Genomic DNA, 18,003 nt, shown 5'->3' with positions numbered 1-18,003 from the left:
TATCGGCCAGTGCCTGTAATTCTTTATCTGTGCAGAGGGCTTTGCCTCACCACAGTTTTTGACATGACAGCCCAGCTCCTGCAAAGTGCGCGCCCTCTAATAAGACCTCTTTCAAGCCTGCACGCCGGCAGCTGTTCCCATGGGCCGCGCGCGGGCATGCCTGTCTTTTTTGTTTCTGCTTGAGGTAACCATGATTAACGCAGTCATCGCCGCGGTCGGCACCATGCTGGTACTCAGCCTGTCCCGCGTGCATGTGGTCATCGCCATTATCGTCGGCGCCCTGGTGGGTGGCTTGACCGGTGGCCTGGGTATCGAGGCCACGCTCAAGGCCTTCAACGGCGGGCTGGGCGGCGGCGCAACCGTGGCCTTGTCCTACGCATTGCTCGGGGCTTTCGCCGTGGCGATTGCCAAGTCCGGGCTGGCCCATGCCCTGGCGGACAAAGCCTTGCTGCTGGTGGACCGCCAGGACGCCAGCGGTGGCAACCACGTCAAATGGCTGCTGATCGGCCTGTTGTGGGTGGTGGCGATTGCCTCGCAGAACATCTTGCCGATCCACATTGCGTTTATTCCGCTGCTGGTACCGCCGCTGTTGTATGTGCTGACCAAGCTGCAACTGGACCGTCGCCTGATCGCCTGTGTGATGACCTTCGGCCTGATCACCCCGTACATGTTTCTGCCGGTGGGCTTTGGCAATATCTTCCTCAATCAGATCCTGCTGGCCAACGTCGCCAAGAGCGGGGTGGATATCAGCGGGGTGAATGTCACCCACGCCATGGGCTTGCCGGCGCTGGGCATGGTGGTCGGCCTGCTGGTGGCGGTGTTGATCAGCTACCGCAAAAAGCGTGTGTACGACCTGAAGAAAATCGAGCGTGTCGAGCAAGTGGCGGTGCAGTACAACCCGCTGACCCTGCTGGTGGCCGGCCTGGCGATTGCCTCGGCGTTCATCATCCAGTTGTGGCTGGACTCGATGATCATCGGCGCCCTGGCCGGCTTCCTGATCTTCTCGGTGTCGGGCATCGTGCGCTGGCGCGACACCGATGACCTGTTCACCGAAGGCATGAAGATGATGGCGATGATCGGCTTCATCATGATCGCGTCCTCAGGCTTTGCCGAAGTGCTCAAGGCCACCGGTGACGTGAACTCGCTGGTGCAGGCCTCGGCAGCGTTCATCGGCCATAGCCGGGGCGTTGGCGCGTTGTTGATGCTGCTGGTGGGGTTGTTGGTGACCATGGGCATCGGCTCGTCGTTTTCCACGGTGCCGATCCTCGCGGCGATTTTCGTGCCGCTGTGTGTGCAGTTGGGCTTCAGCCCGGTGGCCATCGTGTGCATCGTTGGTACCGCCGGTGCCTTGGGCGACGCCGGTTCGCCCGCCTCGGACTCTACCCTCGGGCCCACCTCCGGCCTGAATATCGACGGCCAGCACCACCACATCTGGGACACCGTGGTGCCGACCTTCCTGCACTACAACCTGCCGCTGCTGGCGTTCGGCTGGCTGGCCGCGATGACGCTCTGACGAGGTTCCTGTAGGAGCGAGCTTGCTCGCGAAAAGCGTCAACGATAACGCGGGCAACCTGGCACCCCGCAGTGCTCTCAGGTTCTTCGCGAGCAAGCTCGCTCCTACAGAAATCGCTCACATGGCCGTTAACCTCTCAAGTCGCCACTAACAAGAGAGAAAAGCCATGCGTCTGAGTTTGAAGGCCAAAGTCCTGGCCCTTGCTGTCGTGCCGGTGTTGTTGTTTGCCGTGGTCATCAGCCTGACCACCGTGTGGATTCTGCAGGGCCAGGCCCGCAACGAAGTGGATGAAACCCGCCAGCGCCTGCTCAACGACGCCAAGGCCACCCTGCAAGGTTATGTCGAGGTGGCCATGACCACCATCAAGCCGCTCTACGACGCGGCAGCCCCCGGCGACAGCGCGGCGCGGGCGCAGGTGGTCAAGTTGTTATCCAATACCAGCTACGGCAAAGACGGCTATTTCTTCGGCTACGACTCCGAAACCATCCGCCTGTTCAAGGGCAACAGCCCGGACGGAGTGGGCAAAAGCTTCAAGGACAACCGCGACCCTAACGGCGTCTACGTCAACCGCGACCTGGTCAAGGTCGGCAAGGACGGCACCCACTACCTGCAATACAGTTCGACCCAGCCCGGCCAGACCGAACTGGTGCCCAAGCTCGGCTATACCGAGTACCTGCCCAAGTGGGACATGGTGATCGGCACCTCGGTGAACCTCGATGGCATCGACGCCCAGGTGGCGGTGGTGCAGGCTAAAGTCGAGACACGCATGCAAGGCGTGCTGCTGAGCATCCTCGGTGTGGCCGTGGTGGTGTTGCTGGTGATCGCCGCCGTGGGCATGTTGCTAGCCAATACCATCTTGCGTCCGCTGCACCTGATGAAAGCCAACCTCGATGACATCGCGGCGGGTGAAGGCGACCTGACCTGCCGCCTGGCCATCACCAGCCAGGATGAACTCGGCGACCTGGCCGGTGCATTCAACCGCTTTGTCGATAAAATCCACGGCCTGGTGCGCCAGATCACTGACATGACCGCTCAGCTCACCGGGTTGGTGAGCCAGGTGTCCGACCAGGCCCAGCGCTCCGAGCAGGCCATGGAACGCCAGCGCCACGAGACCGACCAGGTGGCCACCGCGATCAACCAGATGTCCTCGGCTGCCCACGAAGTGGCACGCAGTGCCCAGGGCGCCGCCGTCGCTGCGCAGCAGACCGACGCCGAAGGCCAGGCCGCCAAGCGCGTGGTGGACGGTAGCATCGCGCAGATCCATGCGCTGGTGAACGACATCCGCAGCAGCGGCGTGTCCCTGGACAGTCTGCAGCAGGATGTGTCGTCAATCGTCAGTGTGCTCGGCGTGATCCGCTCCATCGCCGAACAAACCAACCTGTTGGCGCTCAACGCTGCCATCGAGGCCGCACGGGCCGGGGAGGCTGGGCGTGGCTTTGCCGTGGTCGCCGATGAAGTGCGTGCCCTGGCCAGTCGCACCCAAACCAGCACTCAGGAAATTCAGGGCATGATCGATCGCCTGCAAAAAGGCACCGAGGCGGCTGTGGACGCTATGCGCCGCTCCAGCGATGCCGGCGACGGCACCTCGGCCCAGGCCAACCAAGCCGGCGCGTCTCTGGACACCATGGCGCAACTGATTGGCACCATTAATTCAATGAACGCCCAGATCGCCAGCGCCGCCGAAGAGCAGACCGCCGTCGCGGAAGAGATCAACCGCAGCGTGCATCAGATTGCCGTAGCGGTAGACAGCGTGGCGGATGAAACCCAACTGGGCGCCCAGACGTCTCGCAGCCTGGCCGACCTGGGCCAGCGCCTCGGGCAGTTGGTGGGCCAGTTCAGGATCTGATCCATTCAACCCCATGGCAGGGTTTAAACGTCGCGCATCAGCAAGCCAAAACGCAGGTCCATCTGCGCCGGAATCGACACATACACCGTATGCCCGTCCCCCGGCGCCACCTCAATGGCTTCGCCCTTGGCGTTATGCAGGCTCGCCAAGTCAAAGTGAAAGTTGCCGGCGGGCGTCATCAACTCCAGGTGGTCGCCCAGCGCAAAGCGATTCTTCACCTTCACCTCGGCCAACGCACCACGGCGCTCGCCGGTCAGTTCCCCGACAAACTGCTGGCGTTCGGAAACCGAGCTGCCGTTCTGGTAGTTCTGGTATTCGTCATGCACGTGGCGGCGCAGGAAACCTTCTGTGTAGCCACGCTGGGCCAGTGATTCGAGGTTGGTCATCAAGCCGCGGTCAAACGCGCGCCCGGCCACTGCGTCATCGATGGCCTGGCGGTACACCTGGGTGGTGCGCGCGCAGTAGAAGTGCGATTTGGTGCGGCCTTCGATCTTTAACGAATGCACGCCCATCTGTGCCAGGCGCTCCACATGCTGCACGGCTCGCAGGTCCTTGGCGTTCATGATGTAGGTGCCGTGTTCGTCTTCGAAGGCGGGCATGGGTTCATCGGGGCGATTGGTTTCTTGTAGCAGGAACACCTGATCGGTGGGCGTGCCGATGCCCAATGTGGGTTGATATTCATGGACGATATCCCCCGTGACATTCTCCACTGCCGGCGTGGCCTGGTATTTCCAGCGGCAGGCATTGGTGCAACTGCCCTGGTTGGCATCGCGCTTGTTCATATAGCCCGACAGCAGGCACCGCCCGGAATAGGCCATGCACAAGGCGCCATGTACAAACACCTCCAACTCCATGGCCGGCACCTGCTGGCGGATTTCGCCGATCTCTTCCAGGGACAGCTCCCGCGACAGAATCACCCTGCAAATGCCTTGTTGCTGCCAGAACGCCACGCTGGCCCAGTTCACCGTATTGGCCTGTACCGACAGGTGGATTGGCATCTGCGGGAAGTGCTCGCGCACCAGCATGATCAACCCCGGGTCGGACATGATCAGCGCATCCGGGCCCATAGCGATCACGGGCGCAAGGTCTTTGAGGAAGGTCTTGAGCTTGGCGTTGTGCGGCGCAATGTTCACCACCACGTAAAAGCGCTTGCCCTGGTCATGGGCTTCCTGGATGCCGAGGGCCAGGTTGGCGTGGTCGAACTCGTTATTGCGCACCCGCAGGCTGTAGCGCGGCTGGCCGGCATGGACCGCGTCGGCACCGTAGGCGAAGGCGTAGCGCATGTTTTTCAGGGTGCCGGCGGGAGCGAGCAGTTCGGGGGCAGTTATCGGGCGCATGGGTGTGGGTCGCAAAAAGGCGCGAGGGTAGTGCTGGAGCGATAACGGGATATTGACCCAGGTCTAAATAACGCGATCTATGCTTGTTCGATAAACCAGGGCACTCCCGCGTTTGGCTGCGGACTAAGCAACAGGGCCGCCATCGGCCCTGTTTTTCTGACATGGACCGGACATGAATCAAACCAACCTGCAATTCAAGACCCTGTTGCTGCTACTGGCCTTGGTCACCGTGGCTTTTATCTGGATATTGCTGCCGTTCTACGGTGCGGTGTTCTGGGCGGTGATCCTGGGCATTATCTTTGCGCCGATGCAGCGCCGCCTGCAGCAGCGTTTTAGCTGGAATCGCAACCTGACCTCCCTGACCACCTTGACGGTGTGCCTGGTGATCGCGATTCTGCCGGTGATCATCACCAGTGCCTTGCTGGTGCAAGAGGGGGCCACCCTCTACAAAAACATCGAGAGCGGCAAGCTCGATGTGGCGGGTTATATCGAGCAATTCAAGAACGTTCTACCGCCGTATTTCCAGCAGTTGCTCGACCGTTTCGGCATGGGCAACCTCGAAGGGCTGCGGGAAAAGGTCGTCAAGGGCGCGATGCAGGGCAGTCAGTTCTTTGCCTCCCAGGCGTTCAGCTTCGGCCAGGGTACGTTTGATTTCCTGGTGAGCTTTTTCATCATGCTGTACCTGCTGTTTTTCCTGCTGCGCGACGGCCCGGAACTGGTACGCAAGGTGCGCACAGCCGTACCCTTGGCCGAGCCGCAAAAGCGTCGCCTGCAACTCAAGTTCAACCGCGTGGTGCGCGCCACGGTCAAGGGCAATGTGCTGGTGGCCGTGACCCAGGGTGCGCTGGGTGGCTTGATCTTCTGGTTCCTGGACATCCCCAGTGCCTTGCTCTGGGCCGTGCTGATGGCGTTCCTGTCCCTGCTGCCTGCGGTGGGTGCCGGGCTGGTCTGGGGGCCGGTGGCAGTTTATTTCCTGTTGAGCGGTTCGATCTGGCAGGGTGTGGTGCTGGGGCTGTTCGGCGTGTTTGTGATCGGCCTGGTGGACAACGTGCTGCGCCCGATCCTGGTGGGCAAGGACACCAAGATGCCCGACTACCTGATCCTGATCTCGACCTTGGGCGGCCTGTCGGTGTTCGGCCTTAACGGCTTTGTGATCGGGCCGCTGGTGGCAGCGTTGTTCATGTCGTGCTGGGCGTTGTTCGTCGAAACCAAGCCGCGGGTCAAGCTGCCGCTGCCGTAACGTTCAGGCTTCTAGCCTGAAGTCGGTTGCCATCCGGCGTTGTGTTTCTGCATCCGATAACGAGGTGAGCGGGCCGCTGATCGGCTCGCCATCGCGCACCACATACCAGCAGGCGAGCAAGCCCAGTTTGCGCAGCGGGGCGGGGACGGCGCTACCAATGACGGACATGATTTGAACAGTGGGCATAAGTACCTCCAAACGTTATGGAGGTCACCTTACGGTTTGCTGGCGCCTGGGAAAAATCACCTGGCTCGATAGTCGACATCAATGTCAGGCGTTAATCCACCACCTGGTCGAGCATGTTCACCACTTCGTGCTCACTGAGCAGGCCCTTGCGCACCAGGTTTTCTGCCAACAATGCCAGGAACTTGGCGCTGCGATGGCCTTCCAGGTGCTTGAGTTCGGTCAAGGCGCTGTAGACCTTGCTGGAAGTGCAAAGGCCGGCGGTGCGGTGCGGGTTTTGTGTGGGCATGGTCAATCGTCCTTAATTGTTATTGGCTGGACTGAGTCGATAGTGCGACTGTTTTGTGACGCAAACATGACAGCGCAGCCCGCAATCGATCAAGAGGATATTTGACGCTTATGATGTGGGATTGGCGCTCGTGCGTTGTTCTCACAGCGACACTGGCAGGATAAATCCGGACTTCCCAGGCAAAAAAAGGCCCCGCGTGTGGGCGAGGCCTGTGGCTGTCAACGGGGTTAAACCTTACCAGCCATGGCGGTAGTAACCGTGAGGCGGGCCGTAGTAGCCGCGAGGTGGCCCATAATAACCGCGCGGTGGGCCGTAATAGACGGGCGCCGGGCGGTAGTAAACCTGCTGTTGCACATACACCGGTGGCGGTGGCGCGTAGTAGACCGGCGGCGGCGCGGCATACACCGGTTGCGGCTGCACATACACCGGTTGCTGCACATACACCTCACGCGGCTGGCTGGCAACCACAGAGCCGACTACTGCTGCGCCGACAAGCGCACCGAACACGGCCGGGCCACCCCAACCACCACCGTGGGCGGAGGCTTGGCCGGCCATCGCGAGTGCGCCGATAAGCAAGGCGATTCTGGGGAGTTTACGCATGATGGTCATTCCTCAATTAGCCCCTGCGCTTGTGGTCTGCAATCAATAGACTCAAGGATTGTCGCGGGGATACTTTTAAGACAACGTATTTCGAGAAAACAGCACCGCCAATGGGTAAAGGTTGTGTAAGGTCTGTACCGATTTGCTTACTTCAAGGAGTTATCCATGCAGATGCACCCCAACAAGGACACCCAACTGTGCATGTCACTGTCGGCGCGCCCTGGGAACTTTGGCCTGCGTTTTCATAACCACCTGTATGAACAGCTGGGTTTGAATTTTTACTATAAAGCCTTCAGCAGCCAGGACTTGCCCGGCGCGATCGGCGGTATCCGCGCCCTGGGTGTGCGCGGTTGCGGGGTGTCCATGCCGTTCAAGGAGGCTGCTATTGCCTTGGTGGATGAACTCGACGATTCGGTTCAAGCCATTGACTCCCTGAACACCATCGTCAACACCAACGGCCATCTCAAGGCTTACAACACCGACTACATCGCCATTGAGCAACTGCTGAAAAAGCACGCGGTGCCCAAAGATTCCACCTTTGCCCTGCGCGGCAGCGGCGGCATGGCCAAGGCGGTCGCCAGTGCCTTGCGTGACGGGGGGTACGCCAATGGTGTGATCGTGGCGCGTAATGAGGTGGCGGGCCAGGCATTGGCCAGGAACCTGGGGTACGCGTGGCAGGCGGAATTGGGCAGCCTGCGCCCACAGATGCTGATCAACGTAACGCCCATCGGCATGACTGGCGGGGCGGAGGCGGATGCGTTGGCGTTTGAGCCTGAGGCAATCGATCAGGCGGAGACTGTCTTCGATGTGGTGGCGATCCCGGCGGAAACGCCGTTGATCGTGCGGGGGCGTGCGCAGGGCAAGCGGGTGATTACCGGGCTGGAAGTGATCGCTATTCAGGCGTTGGAGCAGTTTGTGCTTTATACCGGCGTGCGGCCTACGCAGGAGCAGTTCGAGGCAGCGGTGGCCTTCGCCCGCAGCTAAAGCCTTACGCACAACCATTCGGTGATCTAACTGACGCGCACGCGATCCAACTGTGGGAGCTGGCTTGCCTGCGAAGACGGCCTCACAGTCGACGCCGTAATACCGAGTACATATCCATTCCTGCGGTAACGGCTACTTAGGGTTCCGCTTTTACAGCGGCTCACTTTTGAAAAGAGCCCAAAAGTAAGCAAAAGGCTCTTGCCCCACCACTCGGCACCTCGCCTAGGCTCGGTGTGCCCGAACGCAGGCTTGAATCCGTGGGCCGCCGCCACGCGCCATCCATGGCGCGGGGCGGCTAACCCGGCGTCCTGCCGGGTTACCCACGAATTAAAGCCTGCGTTCGGCCAGCGTGGTTTAACGGGGCGCCTAAGATCAAAAGCAGAGCAAGATCAAGAGCGGCTCGCTTCGCATCGTAGTTACCGTTGGCTGCTGCAACCTACAAAGTTGTGTCGATACCAATGGCTATCGCAGGCAAGCCAGCTCCCACATGTTTATCTGCATTATCCCTGTTCCAGCTGCGCCAGCCGTTCTTCCAGTGCGGCAATCCGCGCTTCCAGCTCTTCAATGCGCTCCACCGAAACAGCCCCTGCGCTACGCTCTACCGGATTCCCCCGCGCGGTCATAATCGCTTCAATATCTGCCGGGTCCCCCAGTGCATGGGTATACCGGTCTTCCCGCTGCCCCGCCTGACGCGGCACGAGCAGCGCCAGTCCTCGTGCAATCAGGCGCTCGAGCTGATGCACAACCTGTTCGGCATCCTCAAAGTCATGCATACGCCCGCTGCGGGTGAGCAGCTCATTGACGGTCTGCGGCCCCCGCAAAAACAGCAGCCCGGTCAGGATCACCTGGGCCGGCACCAGTTCCAGGGCCTTGTCCACACGGTGTTCCCAGCGGTCGGCGCGGCTGCCCATTACCAGGCGCGTGAAGCCTTGGCCCTCCAGCACGCGCAGGCTCTGGCCGACTTGGCCTTGGCTGAGGTTCATCACCGGCTCGCGGCTGGTCTTCTGGTTGCAGGCCAGCACCAAGGCGTTGAGGGTGAGGGGGTAGGTTTCCGGGTTGGTCGCCTGTTTTTCGATCAGGCAGCCCAGGACGCGGATTTCCGTGCTGTTCAGGCGCGGCTCAGGGGTGTCGGTGTCGTGCTCGGCGGTCATCGCGCTTTCCCTATGCAGTGAAGCCCCTTAGCCTAAGCTTGAAAAAATAAAAGACAAGCGCCAGGCATGGCTATAATCGCGGCTGGTTCCAACCCCGCCATTACCGTGAGACTGTCATGACTATTTCCCTGTACGCCGCTTCCATCCCGGTCTTCAAGCAAATGCTCAACGCCCTCAGCGATGTGCTGAACAAAGCTGAAGCCCACGCCAGCGCCAAGAACATCGAGCCCAACGCCTTGCTGCAAGCGCGCCTGTTCCCGGACATGTTCCCGTTGGTGCGCCAGGTACAGATCGCCGTGGACTTCGCCAAAGGTGTATCCGCACGCCTGGCCGAGATCGAAGTACCCAAGTACGAAGACAGCGAAGTCACTTTTGCCGACCTGCAAGCGCTGATCGCCAAAGTCCTGGCCTTTGTCGACACCATCAAGCCCGAGCAGATCGACGGCAAAGAGGGCATCGAGATCGTCACTCGCCCCGGCACTCCGAAAGAGAAGCGCTTCAGCGGCCAGTCCTACCTGCTGACCTACGGCCTGCCGCAGTTCTTCTTCCACGTCACCACCGCTTATGCGCTGCTGCGCCATAACGGTGTGGAAGTGGGCAAGCGCGATTATATGGGCGCCTTCTAAACTCAAGGTTCAAAAAAACCTGGGGTTGTTCTTTCACGAACAGCCCCAGGTTTTTTTATGCATGGTCTTTATACCTGCCTCATGTCTTGTCACGTATTCGATGCAACCAAAATTCAGATGGATCTCACTCAGGAGCGCCTATAAAACTTTCTAGTAAAGAACCTGGAGCCTACAAACGACATGCATCTTTCTCCCATCGCAGCCACGTCGATTACCAACAACGCTTATCCCAAGCCAGCATTGGATACGACGAAGAATCAAGGTAACTCTTCCTCGAATTTGGTTGCGGTGAGTCGCACCCGCCGAGAGGTGCCAGGTAATGAAACGTCCTCCCACACCTCTGCGCGGGACCAAGCCAACAGTGAACTGGCAGCCCTTTATAGTGAGGCGTTGGAGGGCCGGACACGTGATGAAGAAACGATCATCCCGAATATTCCGGACGCTTCTTCGTTCGGCCAGTGGCGAGCGCAGCTACGTAATACCCTTAACGACAAGGGCTTTTTAACCTGGCTTAAGTCGGATGGTTATGATCCATCCTCCCTCAAGATTAGTTCTGACGGCGGGCTGAGTGTCAGAAAAAATGGCGTGCTTACCTTATTTACCTTAAAAGACAACTCACCTTGGGCGACCTTTGCCGGACCGATTCTGGCCGCGCTAAAAGCTTATGCGCCCGATGGGATCAGCTACTCGGACCTGCAGGCCGAAAGTGCGCCGCTCAAGCAGGTAGCCCAATTTTATGGCGAGACGATTCATAACGACTTCACCGAAGATCGACAACGTGCTCGAGAGCTGCAAAGCAATAATACGTTTGCTACCTCAGGGGTGGGTGAGGCGCGCACTGAAGAAGCGCTGGTGACGCAAAAACAGCAGCTTGCCAATAAACGTGATCTGGATACCTTCAAGGATGCTTTGGTCACAGCGTACGTGGGGGCGGACGAGTATCTGGATAACCAAGCGTCATTGCATCGCTACACTCATCGCCTTCTCCCCGACACGCCAGTTTATGATCGTGAAGCTGGACTGCGATCCTATCTGCAATCGCAACAAATCAGGCTGGATCCTGACTCCGGCTTTCGTCTGGATAACCAACCAATGGCAGGGCGGCAGGTGAACCTCTTGCAGTTCATGACGGGTAATGGTTGGGAGCACCCCGTTGATAAAGGCGATATAAAAAACATGGGCCTTGAGTTGTCACGCCCTGTCGAGTACCGACAATTGCATGGCGATTTGGGGGGCGGGTTATCGTGGCCTACACCGCTGGATACGTCGCAACAGCAGGCTATCTACGACGCTGTTTCCTATAACGCAATGGCGTTGCCTGAGTTCGACTCGTTAACATTGAGCCAAAACGCTTTCGGTTATTTAACGCAAAGCATCCAGTGGTCTGAAGCAGAGCTGAAAGATCCCCGGCAAGCAATTTTCAGGCTTTTGCAAAGCCCTGCTGCGCGAGCCATGGGCGAAGCCTTGCGCACTAAGTTCGACGGTGCAGGCAGTGTCGAGGATTGGGCGCTTTCGGCTCTGCAGATAGGTCTCAACCAGGATGCATTGTGGAAGCCTGACGAAAAGAACAAGGTGGCTGGGTTTGATCTGTCGGCGCGCGAGAACTGGGGCAAACCACTGTCTTTTGTACTTAAGGGCCTAACCGAACATCTGCGCAAGTCATACGGCAATAATGCGCCGGTTGCCGCCTATCTGTTGTTGTCGCATCACGCGCCGGAATTACTCGTCAAAGGCGTTCCGGACAACGTGACTTACGGCTCGCCAGCGTGGGTCAGTTTGAAGGCCATCGTTGCCAAAACCGAAATGCGCTCTCCAGGGCTGGCGGTAACTAAAACCTATGAGCAATTGCTCAAAGACGATTTGAATCCGATTACCGCCGCCGAAAAACAAGTAGAGGCGCTGGCTGCGCGGGAGGGGCTGATTCATTGGGCGGTGGCAGATAAGGCCATCGACAAGCGCGAGGATAACAACTACACGGATGAAGAAATTGAGCGTGCGGGTGTCCTTGCCAATGAACGTTTCGAGGCGCTGACAGCAGCCTCAGAAGCACAGCGTACGGTATTGCACAAACGCTCGGAGCTCGGGCTCGGCCTGTTGAAGAGCACTTTTCCCGAAGAGATCTATGGGAAGATCGACTTTGAGAAAAAAACAATCTACCCATCGGTGAGGCAAAACGACTTACAGGGGCCTTATTCAATACTGGATATCTTTTTGAACCCCCAGCAACATGTTCAATGGTCGTCCGATGACCCTGCCGTTCCTATTGCCAAAATAGCCCATGAGCTGCGCTTTCTCGGATCATTGAACGATAAGTTTGAAGCGCATGTCGGCGAGTATTACGACGGGCTCAAAGGTGCCATGAACGTTACCGTAAAACACCAGATGTCACTGCTGCCTGAGGAAGATCAAGAGGCGTTGCAGCACGGTGAGTTGAAAATTTATGGAGAGGAGAACGTAACCCAAACCACTGAGTCGGCAGGCCATCGTTTTCGTTATGTAGTCTCGGAGAATGAGGCGGTTAAAAGTAGCTCGGTATTTGTTGAAACCCTGCATAAAGGCAAGAAACGGATCTATGAGGTCAACCCCACGACAGGCGTTCTGCGTTATTGCGCAGATTTAGCCGATGGGCTGACGACCGGGTTGCAAGGCGAATGGAGCCAGGTTGCGACGAATAAACCAAAAGTCGCAATCAGAACGAACACTCGGCTGACTGAAATCAAAGCCAGCGATGCGACAGAAAGCCAAGAGCGACAGTCAAAGCCAACAAGCTCATCCCCTGTACAAACGTTCAACTCGCAGAGGACACAGCACATAGCAGATGCAGTTACACGGCATTTTTTCAGGGCCGATGAGCGTGAGGCGGTCGTCAGCGCTGCCAGAGGTGTCACTACGTTCGACACAGAAGTGACTGAATTTGAAAAAATACAAGCGGTGACCCGTGCACTGATACCGGGCGCGTCGGCGCTTCATAGTTTTCAGGAGGGCAGGGTGGGGGAGGGACTGAAGTTCCTTGCATTTGACCTGTTTGGTTTTTTGGTCGCCGGAGCAGGAGCTGTCGGCAAAATCTCCAAGATAGTGAAGGTAGGTGGCCAGCTAGGGCGTGGCGGCGTTGCAGGCAAGCTGGGCAGGGCGTTTCTCAGCGCCGCCAACCCATTTGCAGGTGGCGCGGCCATCGGGACCCGAGGGCTTACAACGTTCTCATCGGTCGTTGGCAAAGGAAGCCTTGGCTGGAAGGTCATTGCGACCAATCGCAGTGTCAGCCGGGTCTATCAGCATAAGCCGCAAGGCGTGATGACCGGCACGTCGCCAGGCGCCGATACCCCGAAGGTGCTGGCTCAGTTAGATGACGTCACGGGTAAGTGGTACCGATTTAACCCGAAAACAAACGAACGATACGGAATGCCGCTTCAGGGATTCACGGCTGACAATCCATCGTCTTAATCTGCCAGGCATTCAGCCCTTTTAGATAGCGCCCGAGACGGTTCAGGCTTGAACCGATCGGGCTTTTCTTTTGCGGACTCAGGAGGCCTGTTCTTCCTTGCCCAAACACGCCGCCGCCGTAAACAGCACATCGGTAGACGAGTTGAGTGCGGTTTCCGCCGAGTCCTGCAGCACGCCGATGATGAAACCGACGGCCACTACCTGCATGGCGATTTCACTGGGGATGCCAAACAGGCTGCACGCCAGGGGAATCAACAGCAGCGAACCACCCGCCACCCCCGATGCACCGCAGGCACACACCGCAGCGACGACGCTGAGCAGCACGGCGGTCGGCATGTCCACGGCGATGCCCAGGGTGTGCACGGCCGCCAGGGTCAGCACGGTGATAGTGATGGCGGCGCCGGCCATGTTGATGGTGGCACCGAGCGGGATCGACACCGAGTAGGTGTCTTCATGCAGGCCCAGGCGTTTGCTCAACGCCAGGTTGACCGGAATGTTCGCCGCCGAGCTGCGGGTGAAGAACGCGGTGAGACCACTTTCACGCAGGCACATCAGCACCAGCGGATAGGGGTTGCGGCGCAGTTTCCAGAACACGATGGCCGGGTTGATCACCAGCGCCACGAACAACATGCAGCCGATCAGCACGGCCAGCAGGTGGGCATAGCCGAGCAGGGCGCCGAAACCCGAGGTGGCCAGGGTGGAGGCCACCAGGCCAAAGATGCCCAGCGGGGCGAAGCGGATCACCACGCGTACAATCAGGGTGACGCCGTTGGACAAGTCGTCCAATACCGTACGGGTGGTTTGACCGGCATGGCGAATAGCGATGCCCATGCCAATGGCCCAGGCCAGGATGCCGATAAAGTTAGCGTTCATCAGCGCGCTGACGGGGTTATCCACCACACTGAGCGCCAGGCTTTGCAACACTTCGCCAATGCCTCCAGGAGCACTCACCGTGGCGTCATGGGTCGCCAATACCAGGAACGACGGAAACATCATGCTGGCGACCACCGCAACCACGGCGGCGGCAAAGGTGCCGAGCAGGTACAGGAACAGGATCGGGCGGATATGGGTTTCCTGGCCATGCTTATGGTTGGCAATCGAGGCCATGACCAGCACAAACACCAGGATCGGCGCGACAGCCTTCAGCGCCGTGACAAACACCTTGCCGATAAAACCAGTGGCGCGCGCGGCCTCGGGTAACAGCAAGGCCAACACGATCCCGGCAATCAGGCCGATGACAATTTGGGTGACCAGGCTGACGCGCATTAAACGTTGCAACAGGGAGGGGGCAGCAGTCATAAAGAGTTGTCTCTAGTTTTTTTAGTAGGGCACAGCATTGCAGGCAGAAAGTACTGTAGGAAGTAGGCGCGAAGTCTAGCATGCTGTGGGAAGCGTCTTGTTTGCTGCGGCATTCCGTCACCCGTTTCAGTCGGGCTTGGTCAAATCCGGACATGTTCTGTTAAGATTCACCCCTCTCATCTTTCCTCTCCTTCAGCGAGCCCTTAGGGCTGTCGTTGATGTCGTCGTTTCTGGAGTTTTCATGTTGTTTCCTATCCTGCTGCTGTCAGCCGCCGGTTTTACCGTGCTGACCACAGAGTTCGTCATTGTCGGCCTGTTGCCGTCGATTGCTCGGGACCTGAACGTCAGCGTGTCCCAGGCCGGGCTGCTGGTGACACTGTTCGCGTTCACCGTGGCCGCGTTCGGCCCGTTCCTCACCGCCTATTGCGCGCGGTTCCCGCGCAAGCGCTTGTTTATCAGCATCCTTATCATGTTTGCGGCGGCCAATACCGTGGCGGCATTGGCACCGAATATCTGGGTGATGGCCGTGGCCCGTTTGATCCCTGCTCTGGGCTTGCCCGTGTTCTGGGCCCTGGCCAGCGAAACGGCGGTAGACATTGTCGGCCCTGAGTTCGCCGGGCGTGCGATTGAAAAAATCGGCTTTGGCATTGTTTGCGCCACCGTATTTGGTATTCCGGTGGGCACGCTGATTTCCGATATGTTCGGCTGGCGCACCGCGTTTGCCGTGCTCGCGGTGATCGCCCTGGCCAAGGCGTTGCTGCTGTATATCTACCTGCCGGTCACCCAGGCCAAGCACCAGCAGGCTAGCTTGCGCTCACAATTCAAGATCCTGCGCAGCCCGGTGATGCAGGGGCATATCCTGCTGTCGATCCTGGTATTCAGTGGCATGTTCACCGCCTATACCTACCTGGCAGATATCCTTGAGCGTCTGGCCGGCTTCGACGGCACGTTGGTGGGCTGGTGTCTGATGGGCTTTGGCGCAGTCGGGCTGATCGGCAACTCCTTGGGCGGACGTGCCGTGGATCGTCACCCATTGATCGCGTCCATGGTGTTCTGCGGGTTTATGATCGCGGGCATGGTGGCGGTGGTGCCTGCGATTCACTCGACCATCGGCCTGGCCGCGGCGATGGCGGTGTGGGGCGTGACCCAGGCGGCGATGTTCCTGGTCAGCCATGTGCGCTTGATGAAGGCTGCGCCCCATGCTCCAGCGTTTGCGGCGTCGCTGAACATTGCCGGGGCCAACCTCGGCATTGGCCTGGGCGCCATGGTGGGCGGGCATGTCATCGACACCCTGGGCCTGGGCAGCCTGGGGTTTGCCGCTTCGGGGTTTATCCTGCTGTCGATCCTGCTGGCACTGTGGCTGATGACCGCCAAACCCGCGGCGCTCAACGCCTGAATGATCAGGGCAGGGCGGTAAACAACTCCCGCCGGGCACCTTCGGTAATCGCCACAATGCCGGGGTGCTTGACCTTGCGCTCCACCGAGATCGCATAAAACGACTCGGTCACTGCATCGGTCTGGCCGATCAGCGCCACGCCATATTGGCGCACCACCTCGTCGGCGATCACGCTGGGCGCGATAAAGATCCCGCTGCCGGATTGCCCAAACGCCTGCATCAAGGCGCTGTCGTCGAATTCGCCAATGATGCGGGGTTGAATCTGCTGTTCGGCAAACCAGCGCTGCAAACGGCTGCGTACCACTGTCTCTGCCCCTGGAATCAACAGCGGCGCACCCTGCAAGCACTGTGGGAAATCACCGCCATGCTGGTCAGCCAATGCCTGGGTGGCGAAAAAACTGATGCCGCATTCTCCCAGCTTCTGGCTGTAGCCCTTGATGTCCAAGTGCGTGGGCATGGGGCTGTCGGAAATCACCAGGTCCAGGCGCTGGATCGCCAAGTCGGCCAGTAAACGTTCGAGTTTGTCTTCGCGGCAGGTGATGCGGATCGGTTCGCTCAACTCCATGGTCGGGGCGATCAACCGGTACACAATGGACTTGGGCACCACATCCGCCACCCCGACCCGGAACGGGATCTGCTGCTCGTCAGGCTGTGCGCGCAGCATCGCCTCCAATTCATTGCCGGTCTGGAACATCTGCTCGGCGTAGGGCAGCGCCTGGCGCCCGGCTTCGGTCAGTTCAAGCTGGCGCCCGACCCGCTGAAACAGGGCAACACCGTAGGTCTGCTCCAACAGGCTGATCTGCCCGCTGATGGTCTGCGGCGTGAGGTTCAACTGCTCGCAGGCGCGCACGATGCTGCCAGTCTTGGCCACCACCCAGAAGTAATGCAGTTGTCGATAATTGAGCATCGCGACCTACACTTCGTAAAAACCGAAGTATACGCGAGAAAAATACGAATTTTCCTGAACTGTTCGTCTACATAGAATGCCTCGCTATCGAGGGGCCACTATTTGGACCCAATGGTTCTAACGAGGAATACATCATGAAACTCAATTCCCTGGGCGCGGCGTCGTTGCTTGCGCTTTCATTGATAGGGGTCAGCGGCTGTGATCAAGTCGAGAAAAGCGCGCAACAGGTGTTGGGCAAAGCCACCGAGTCGGCCAAGCAGGCCATCGACGACACCCACAAGGCCGCCGAACAGGCATTGAGTGAAGCAACCCAGGGCTTGATCAGCCCTGAGAAGCAGGAAAAAGACGCCGAAAACGACGCTGAATCCGACACCAAAGAAACCTAATTCCCCAGTACTAAAACGTCAGGACTGACCTATGGATTACCTTTTACAACTGGCCGCCAGCCCCACCGCCTGGGTCGCACTGGCGACCTTGATCGTCATGGAAATCGTGCTGGGCATCGATAACCTGATCTTTATCTCGATCCTCACCAACAAATTGCCAGAGAAGCACCGGGCCAAGGCACGGCGCATTGGTATCAGCATGGCGTTGATCTTGCGCCTGGGCCTGTTGAGCACCATCGCGTTCATCGTGCAATTGACGACGCCGGTGTTCGAAGTGTTCGGCCAGGCGTTCTCGTGGAAGGACATGATCCTGATCGCCGGTGGCCTGTTCCTGGTGTGGAAGGCAACCACCGAGATCCATCACAGCATGGACCCGGAGCCTGAAGAGAAGGCCACCGTCAGCAACACGGTGACTATCGGCTTTGCCGCCGCCATCGGCCAGATCCTGATGCTCGACCTGGTGTTTTCCATCGACAGCATCATCACCGCCGTGGGCATGACCGAGCACTTGCCGATCATGATCATTGCCGTGGTGGTCTCGGTGATCGTGATGCTGGTGGCCGCTGAACCGTTGGCCAAGTTCATCAACGACAACCCGACCGTGGTGATGCTGGCCCTGGGCTTCTTGATCATGATCGGCATGACGCTGATCGCCGAAGGCTTTGGCGCCCACGTGCCAAAAGGCTACGTGTATGCGGCCATGGCCTTCTCGGCAGCGATCGAGTGCTTGAACATCGCCCGGCGTAACCGGCACGCACGTTTGCTCGCTGCGCGCCAGTAACCGCTGAACAAACAGGCCGGCTGT

16 protein-coding genes and 1 pseudogene are annotated in these 18,003 nt (G+C 59.0%); 10 read left to right on the top strand and 7 right to left on the bottom strand.

Going from position 1 to position 18,003, the window contains the following annotated elements; all coding sequences use genetic code 11:
* Positions 1-193 precede the first annotated feature (193 nt).
* From TX24_RS08695 to TX24_RS32895, 3 genes and pseudogenes are all read left to right on the top strand, one after another.
* Positions 194-1,513 (top strand): Na+/H+ antiporter family protein, encoded by a 1,320-nt coding sequence (locus TX24_RS08695; RefSeq protein ID WP_161793214.1) that lies wholly within the window; start codon positions 194-196, stop codon positions 1,511-1,513.
* Between the two features lie 166 nt (positions 1,514-1,679).
* Positions 1,680-2,501 (top strand): annotated as a pseudogene (locus TX24_RS32900) (cache domain-containing protein); the annotation flags it as partial.
* 36 nt (positions 2,502-2,537) lie between these two features.
* A complete protein-coding gene (locus TX24_RS32895) occupies positions 2,538-3,359 on the top strand; it encodes a methyl-accepting chemotaxis protein (RefSeq protein ID WP_370874666.1) in 822 nt (273 codons plus the stop codon).
* A gap of 23 nt (positions 3,360-3,382) precedes the next feature.
* Here the strand turns inward: TX24_RS32895 and trhP are convergent, their stop codons facing one another.
* Positions 3,383-4,696 (bottom strand): prephenate-dependent tRNA uridine(34) hydroxylase TrhP, encoded by a 1,314-nt coding sequence (gene trhP, locus TX24_RS08685; RefSeq protein ID WP_057710158.1) that lies wholly within the window; start codon positions 4,694-4,696, stop codon positions 3,383-3,385.
* A 172-nt stretch (positions 4,697-4,868) separates the two neighbouring features.
* Here trhP and TX24_RS08680 point away from each other — a divergent pair, with 172 nt between their 5' ends.
* A complete protein-coding gene (locus tag TX24_RS08680) occupies positions 4,869-5,936 on the top strand; it encodes an AI-2E family transporter (RefSeq protein WP_003190281.1) in 1,068 nt (355 codons plus the stop codon).
* 3 nt (positions 5,937-5,939) lie between these two features.
* Here the strand turns inward: TX24_RS08680 and TX24_RS08675 are convergent, their stop codons facing one another.
* The 3 genes from TX24_RS08675 to TX24_RS08665 all read right to left on the bottom strand — a co-directional run bounded on the left by TX24_RS08675 (position 5,940) and on the right by TX24_RS08665 (position 7,017).
* Positions 5,940-6,122, bottom strand: coding sequence for a hypothetical protein (locus tag TX24_RS08675; protein ID WP_003190283.1), 183 nt, complete (start codon positions 6,120-6,122; stop codon positions 5,940-5,942).
* A gap of 91 nt (positions 6,123-6,213) precedes the next feature.
* Entirely contained in the window at positions 6,214-6,408 is a 195-nt protein-coding gene (locus tag TX24_RS08670) for a hypothetical protein (RefSeq protein ID WP_003190284.1), read from the bottom strand.
* A 234-nt stretch (positions 6,409-6,642) separates the two neighbouring features.
* Positions 6,643-7,017: a hypothetical protein gene (locus TX24_RS08665; RefSeq protein WP_019818659.1), complete on the bottom strand. Its 375-nt coding sequence runs from the start codon at positions 7,015-7,017 to the stop codon at positions 6,643-6,645.
* Positions 7,018-7,173: 156 nt separating this feature from the next.
* Between TX24_RS08665 and TX24_RS08660 the strand changes: the two genes are divergently transcribed.
* Entirely contained in the window at positions 7,174-7,992 is an 819-nt protein-coding gene (locus TX24_RS08660) for a shikimate 5-dehydrogenase (RefSeq protein ID WP_003190288.1), read from the top strand.
* A gap of 500 nt (positions 7,993-8,492) precedes the next feature.
* Here the strand turns inward: TX24_RS08660 and TX24_RS08655 are convergent, their stop codons facing one another.
* Positions 8,493-9,143: a YceH family protein gene (locus tag TX24_RS08655; protein WP_003190290.1), complete on the bottom strand. Its 651-nt coding sequence runs from the start codon at positions 9,141-9,143 to the stop codon at positions 8,493-8,495.
* Between the two features lie 116 nt (positions 9,144-9,259).
* On the opposite strand from TX24_RS08655, the gene TX24_RS08650 reads away from it, so the two are divergent.
* Entirely contained in the window at positions 9,260-9,769 is a 510-nt protein-coding gene (locus tag TX24_RS08650; RefSeq protein ID WP_003190292.1) for a DUF1993 domain-containing protein, read from the top strand.
* A 180-nt stretch (positions 9,770-9,949) separates the two neighbouring features.
* Positions 9,950-13,210, top strand: coding sequence for a hypothetical protein (locus tag TX24_RS08645; RefSeq protein ID WP_186354197.1), 3,261 nt, complete (start codon positions 9,950-9,952; stop codon positions 13,208-13,210).
* Between the two features lie 78 nt (positions 13,211-13,288).
* Here the strand turns inward: TX24_RS08645 and sstT are convergent, their stop codons facing one another.
* Positions 13,289-14,509, bottom strand: coding sequence for a serine/threonine transporter SstT (sstT, locus tag TX24_RS08640; protein ID WP_057710157.1), 1,221 nt, complete (start codon positions 14,507-14,509; stop codon positions 13,289-13,291).
* Positions 14,510-14,750: 241 nt separating this feature from the next.
* On the opposite strand from sstT, the gene TX24_RS08635 reads away from it, so the two are divergent.
* Positions 14,751-15,905, top strand: coding sequence for an MFS transporter (locus tag TX24_RS08635; protein ID WP_057710156.1), 1,155 nt, complete (start codon positions 14,751-14,753; stop codon positions 15,903-15,905).
* A gap of 4 nt (positions 15,906-15,909) precedes the next feature.
* Here the strand turns inward: TX24_RS08635 and nhaR are convergent, their stop codons facing one another.
* The gene (nhaR, locus tag TX24_RS08630; protein WP_057710155.1) at positions 15,910-16,812 is read right to left on the bottom strand and encodes a transcriptional activator NhaR; all 903 of its coding nucleotides are present in this window, start codon (positions 16,810-16,812) and stop codon (positions 15,910-15,912) included.
* Between the two features lie 134 nt (positions 16,813-16,946).
* Here nhaR and TX24_RS08625 point away from each other — a divergent pair, with 134 nt between their 5' ends.
* Together TX24_RS08625 and TX24_RS08620 are read left to right on the top strand one after the other, a co-directional pair.
* The gene (locus tag TX24_RS08625; RefSeq protein ID WP_003190299.1) at positions 16,947-17,198 is read left to right on the top strand and encodes a hypothetical protein; all 252 of its coding nucleotides are present in this window, start codon (positions 16,947-16,949) and stop codon (positions 17,196-17,198) included.
* Positions 17,199-17,229: 31 nt separating this feature from the next.
* Positions 17,230-17,979: a TerC family protein gene (locus TX24_RS08620; RefSeq protein WP_014717958.1), complete on the top strand. Its 750-nt coding sequence runs from the start codon at positions 17,230-17,232 to the stop codon at positions 17,977-17,979.
* Positions 17,980-18,003 lie beyond the last annotated feature (24 nt).

Origin of the sequence: Pseudomonas lactis (genome assembly GCF_001439845.1) — a bacterium.
GTDB classification, from domain to species: Bacteria; Pseudomonadota; Gammaproteobacteria; order Pseudomonadales; family Pseudomonadaceae; genus Aquipseudomonas; species Aquipseudomonas lactis.
This window is presented reverse-complemented; position numbering and strand designations above follow the sequence as displayed.

Bases quoted from the DNA above. Each gene is read 5' to 3' on its own strand.
- TX24_RS32895 (WP_370874666.1), top strand. From the start codon at position 2,538: ATGACCGCTCAGCTCACCGGGTTGGTGAGCCAGGTGTCCGACCAGGCC.
- trhP (WP_057710158.1), bottom strand. From the start codon at position 4,696: ATGCGCCCGATAACTGCCCCCGAACTGCTCGCTCCCGCCGGCACCCTG.
- TX24_RS08680 (WP_003190281.1), top strand. From the start codon at position 4,869: ATGAATCAAACCAACCTGCAATTCAAGACCCTGTTGCTGCTACTGGCC.
- TX24_RS08675 (WP_003190283.1), bottom strand. From the start codon at position 6,122: ATGCCCACTGTTCAAATCATGTCCGTCATTGGTAGCGCCGTCCCCGCC.
- TX24_RS08670 (WP_003190284.1), bottom strand. From the start codon at position 6,408: ATGCCCACACAAAACCCGCACCGCACCGCCGGCCTTTGCACTTCCAGC.
- TX24_RS08665 (WP_019818659.1), bottom strand. From the start codon at position 7,017: ATGACCATCATGCGTAAACTCCCCAGAATCGCCTTGCTTATCGGCGCA.
- TX24_RS08660 (WP_003190288.1), top strand. From the start codon at position 7,174: ATGCAGATGCACCCCAACAAGGACACCCAACTGTGCATGTCACTGTCG.
- TX24_RS08655 (WP_003190290.1), bottom strand. From the start codon at position 9,143: ATGACCGCCGAGCACGACACCGACACCCCTGAGCCGCGCCTGAACAGC.
- TX24_RS08650 (WP_003190292.1), top strand. From the start codon at position 9,260: ATGACTATTTCCCTGTACGCCGCTTCCATCCCGGTCTTCAAGCAAATG.
- TX24_RS08645 (WP_186354197.1), top strand. From the start codon at position 9,950: ATGCATCTTTCTCCCATCGCAGCCACGTCGATTACCAACAACGCTTAT.
- sstT (WP_057710157.1), bottom strand. From the start codon at position 14,509: ATGACTGCTGCCCCCTCCCTGTTGCAACGTTTAATGCGCGTCAGCCTG.
- TX24_RS08635 (WP_057710156.1), top strand. From the start codon at position 14,751: ATGTTGTTTCCTATCCTGCTGCTGTCAGCCGCCGGTTTTACCGTGCTG.
- nhaR (WP_057710155.1), bottom strand. From the start codon at position 16,812: ATGCTCAATTATCGACAACTGCATTACTTCTGGGTGGTGGCCAAGACT.
- TX24_RS08625 (WP_003190299.1), top strand. From the start codon at position 16,947: ATGAAACTCAATTCCCTGGGCGCGGCGTCGTTGCTTGCGCTTTCATTG.
- TX24_RS08620 (WP_014717958.1), top strand. From the start codon at position 17,230: ATGGATTACCTTTTACAACTGGCCGCCAGCCCCACCGCCTGGGTCGCA.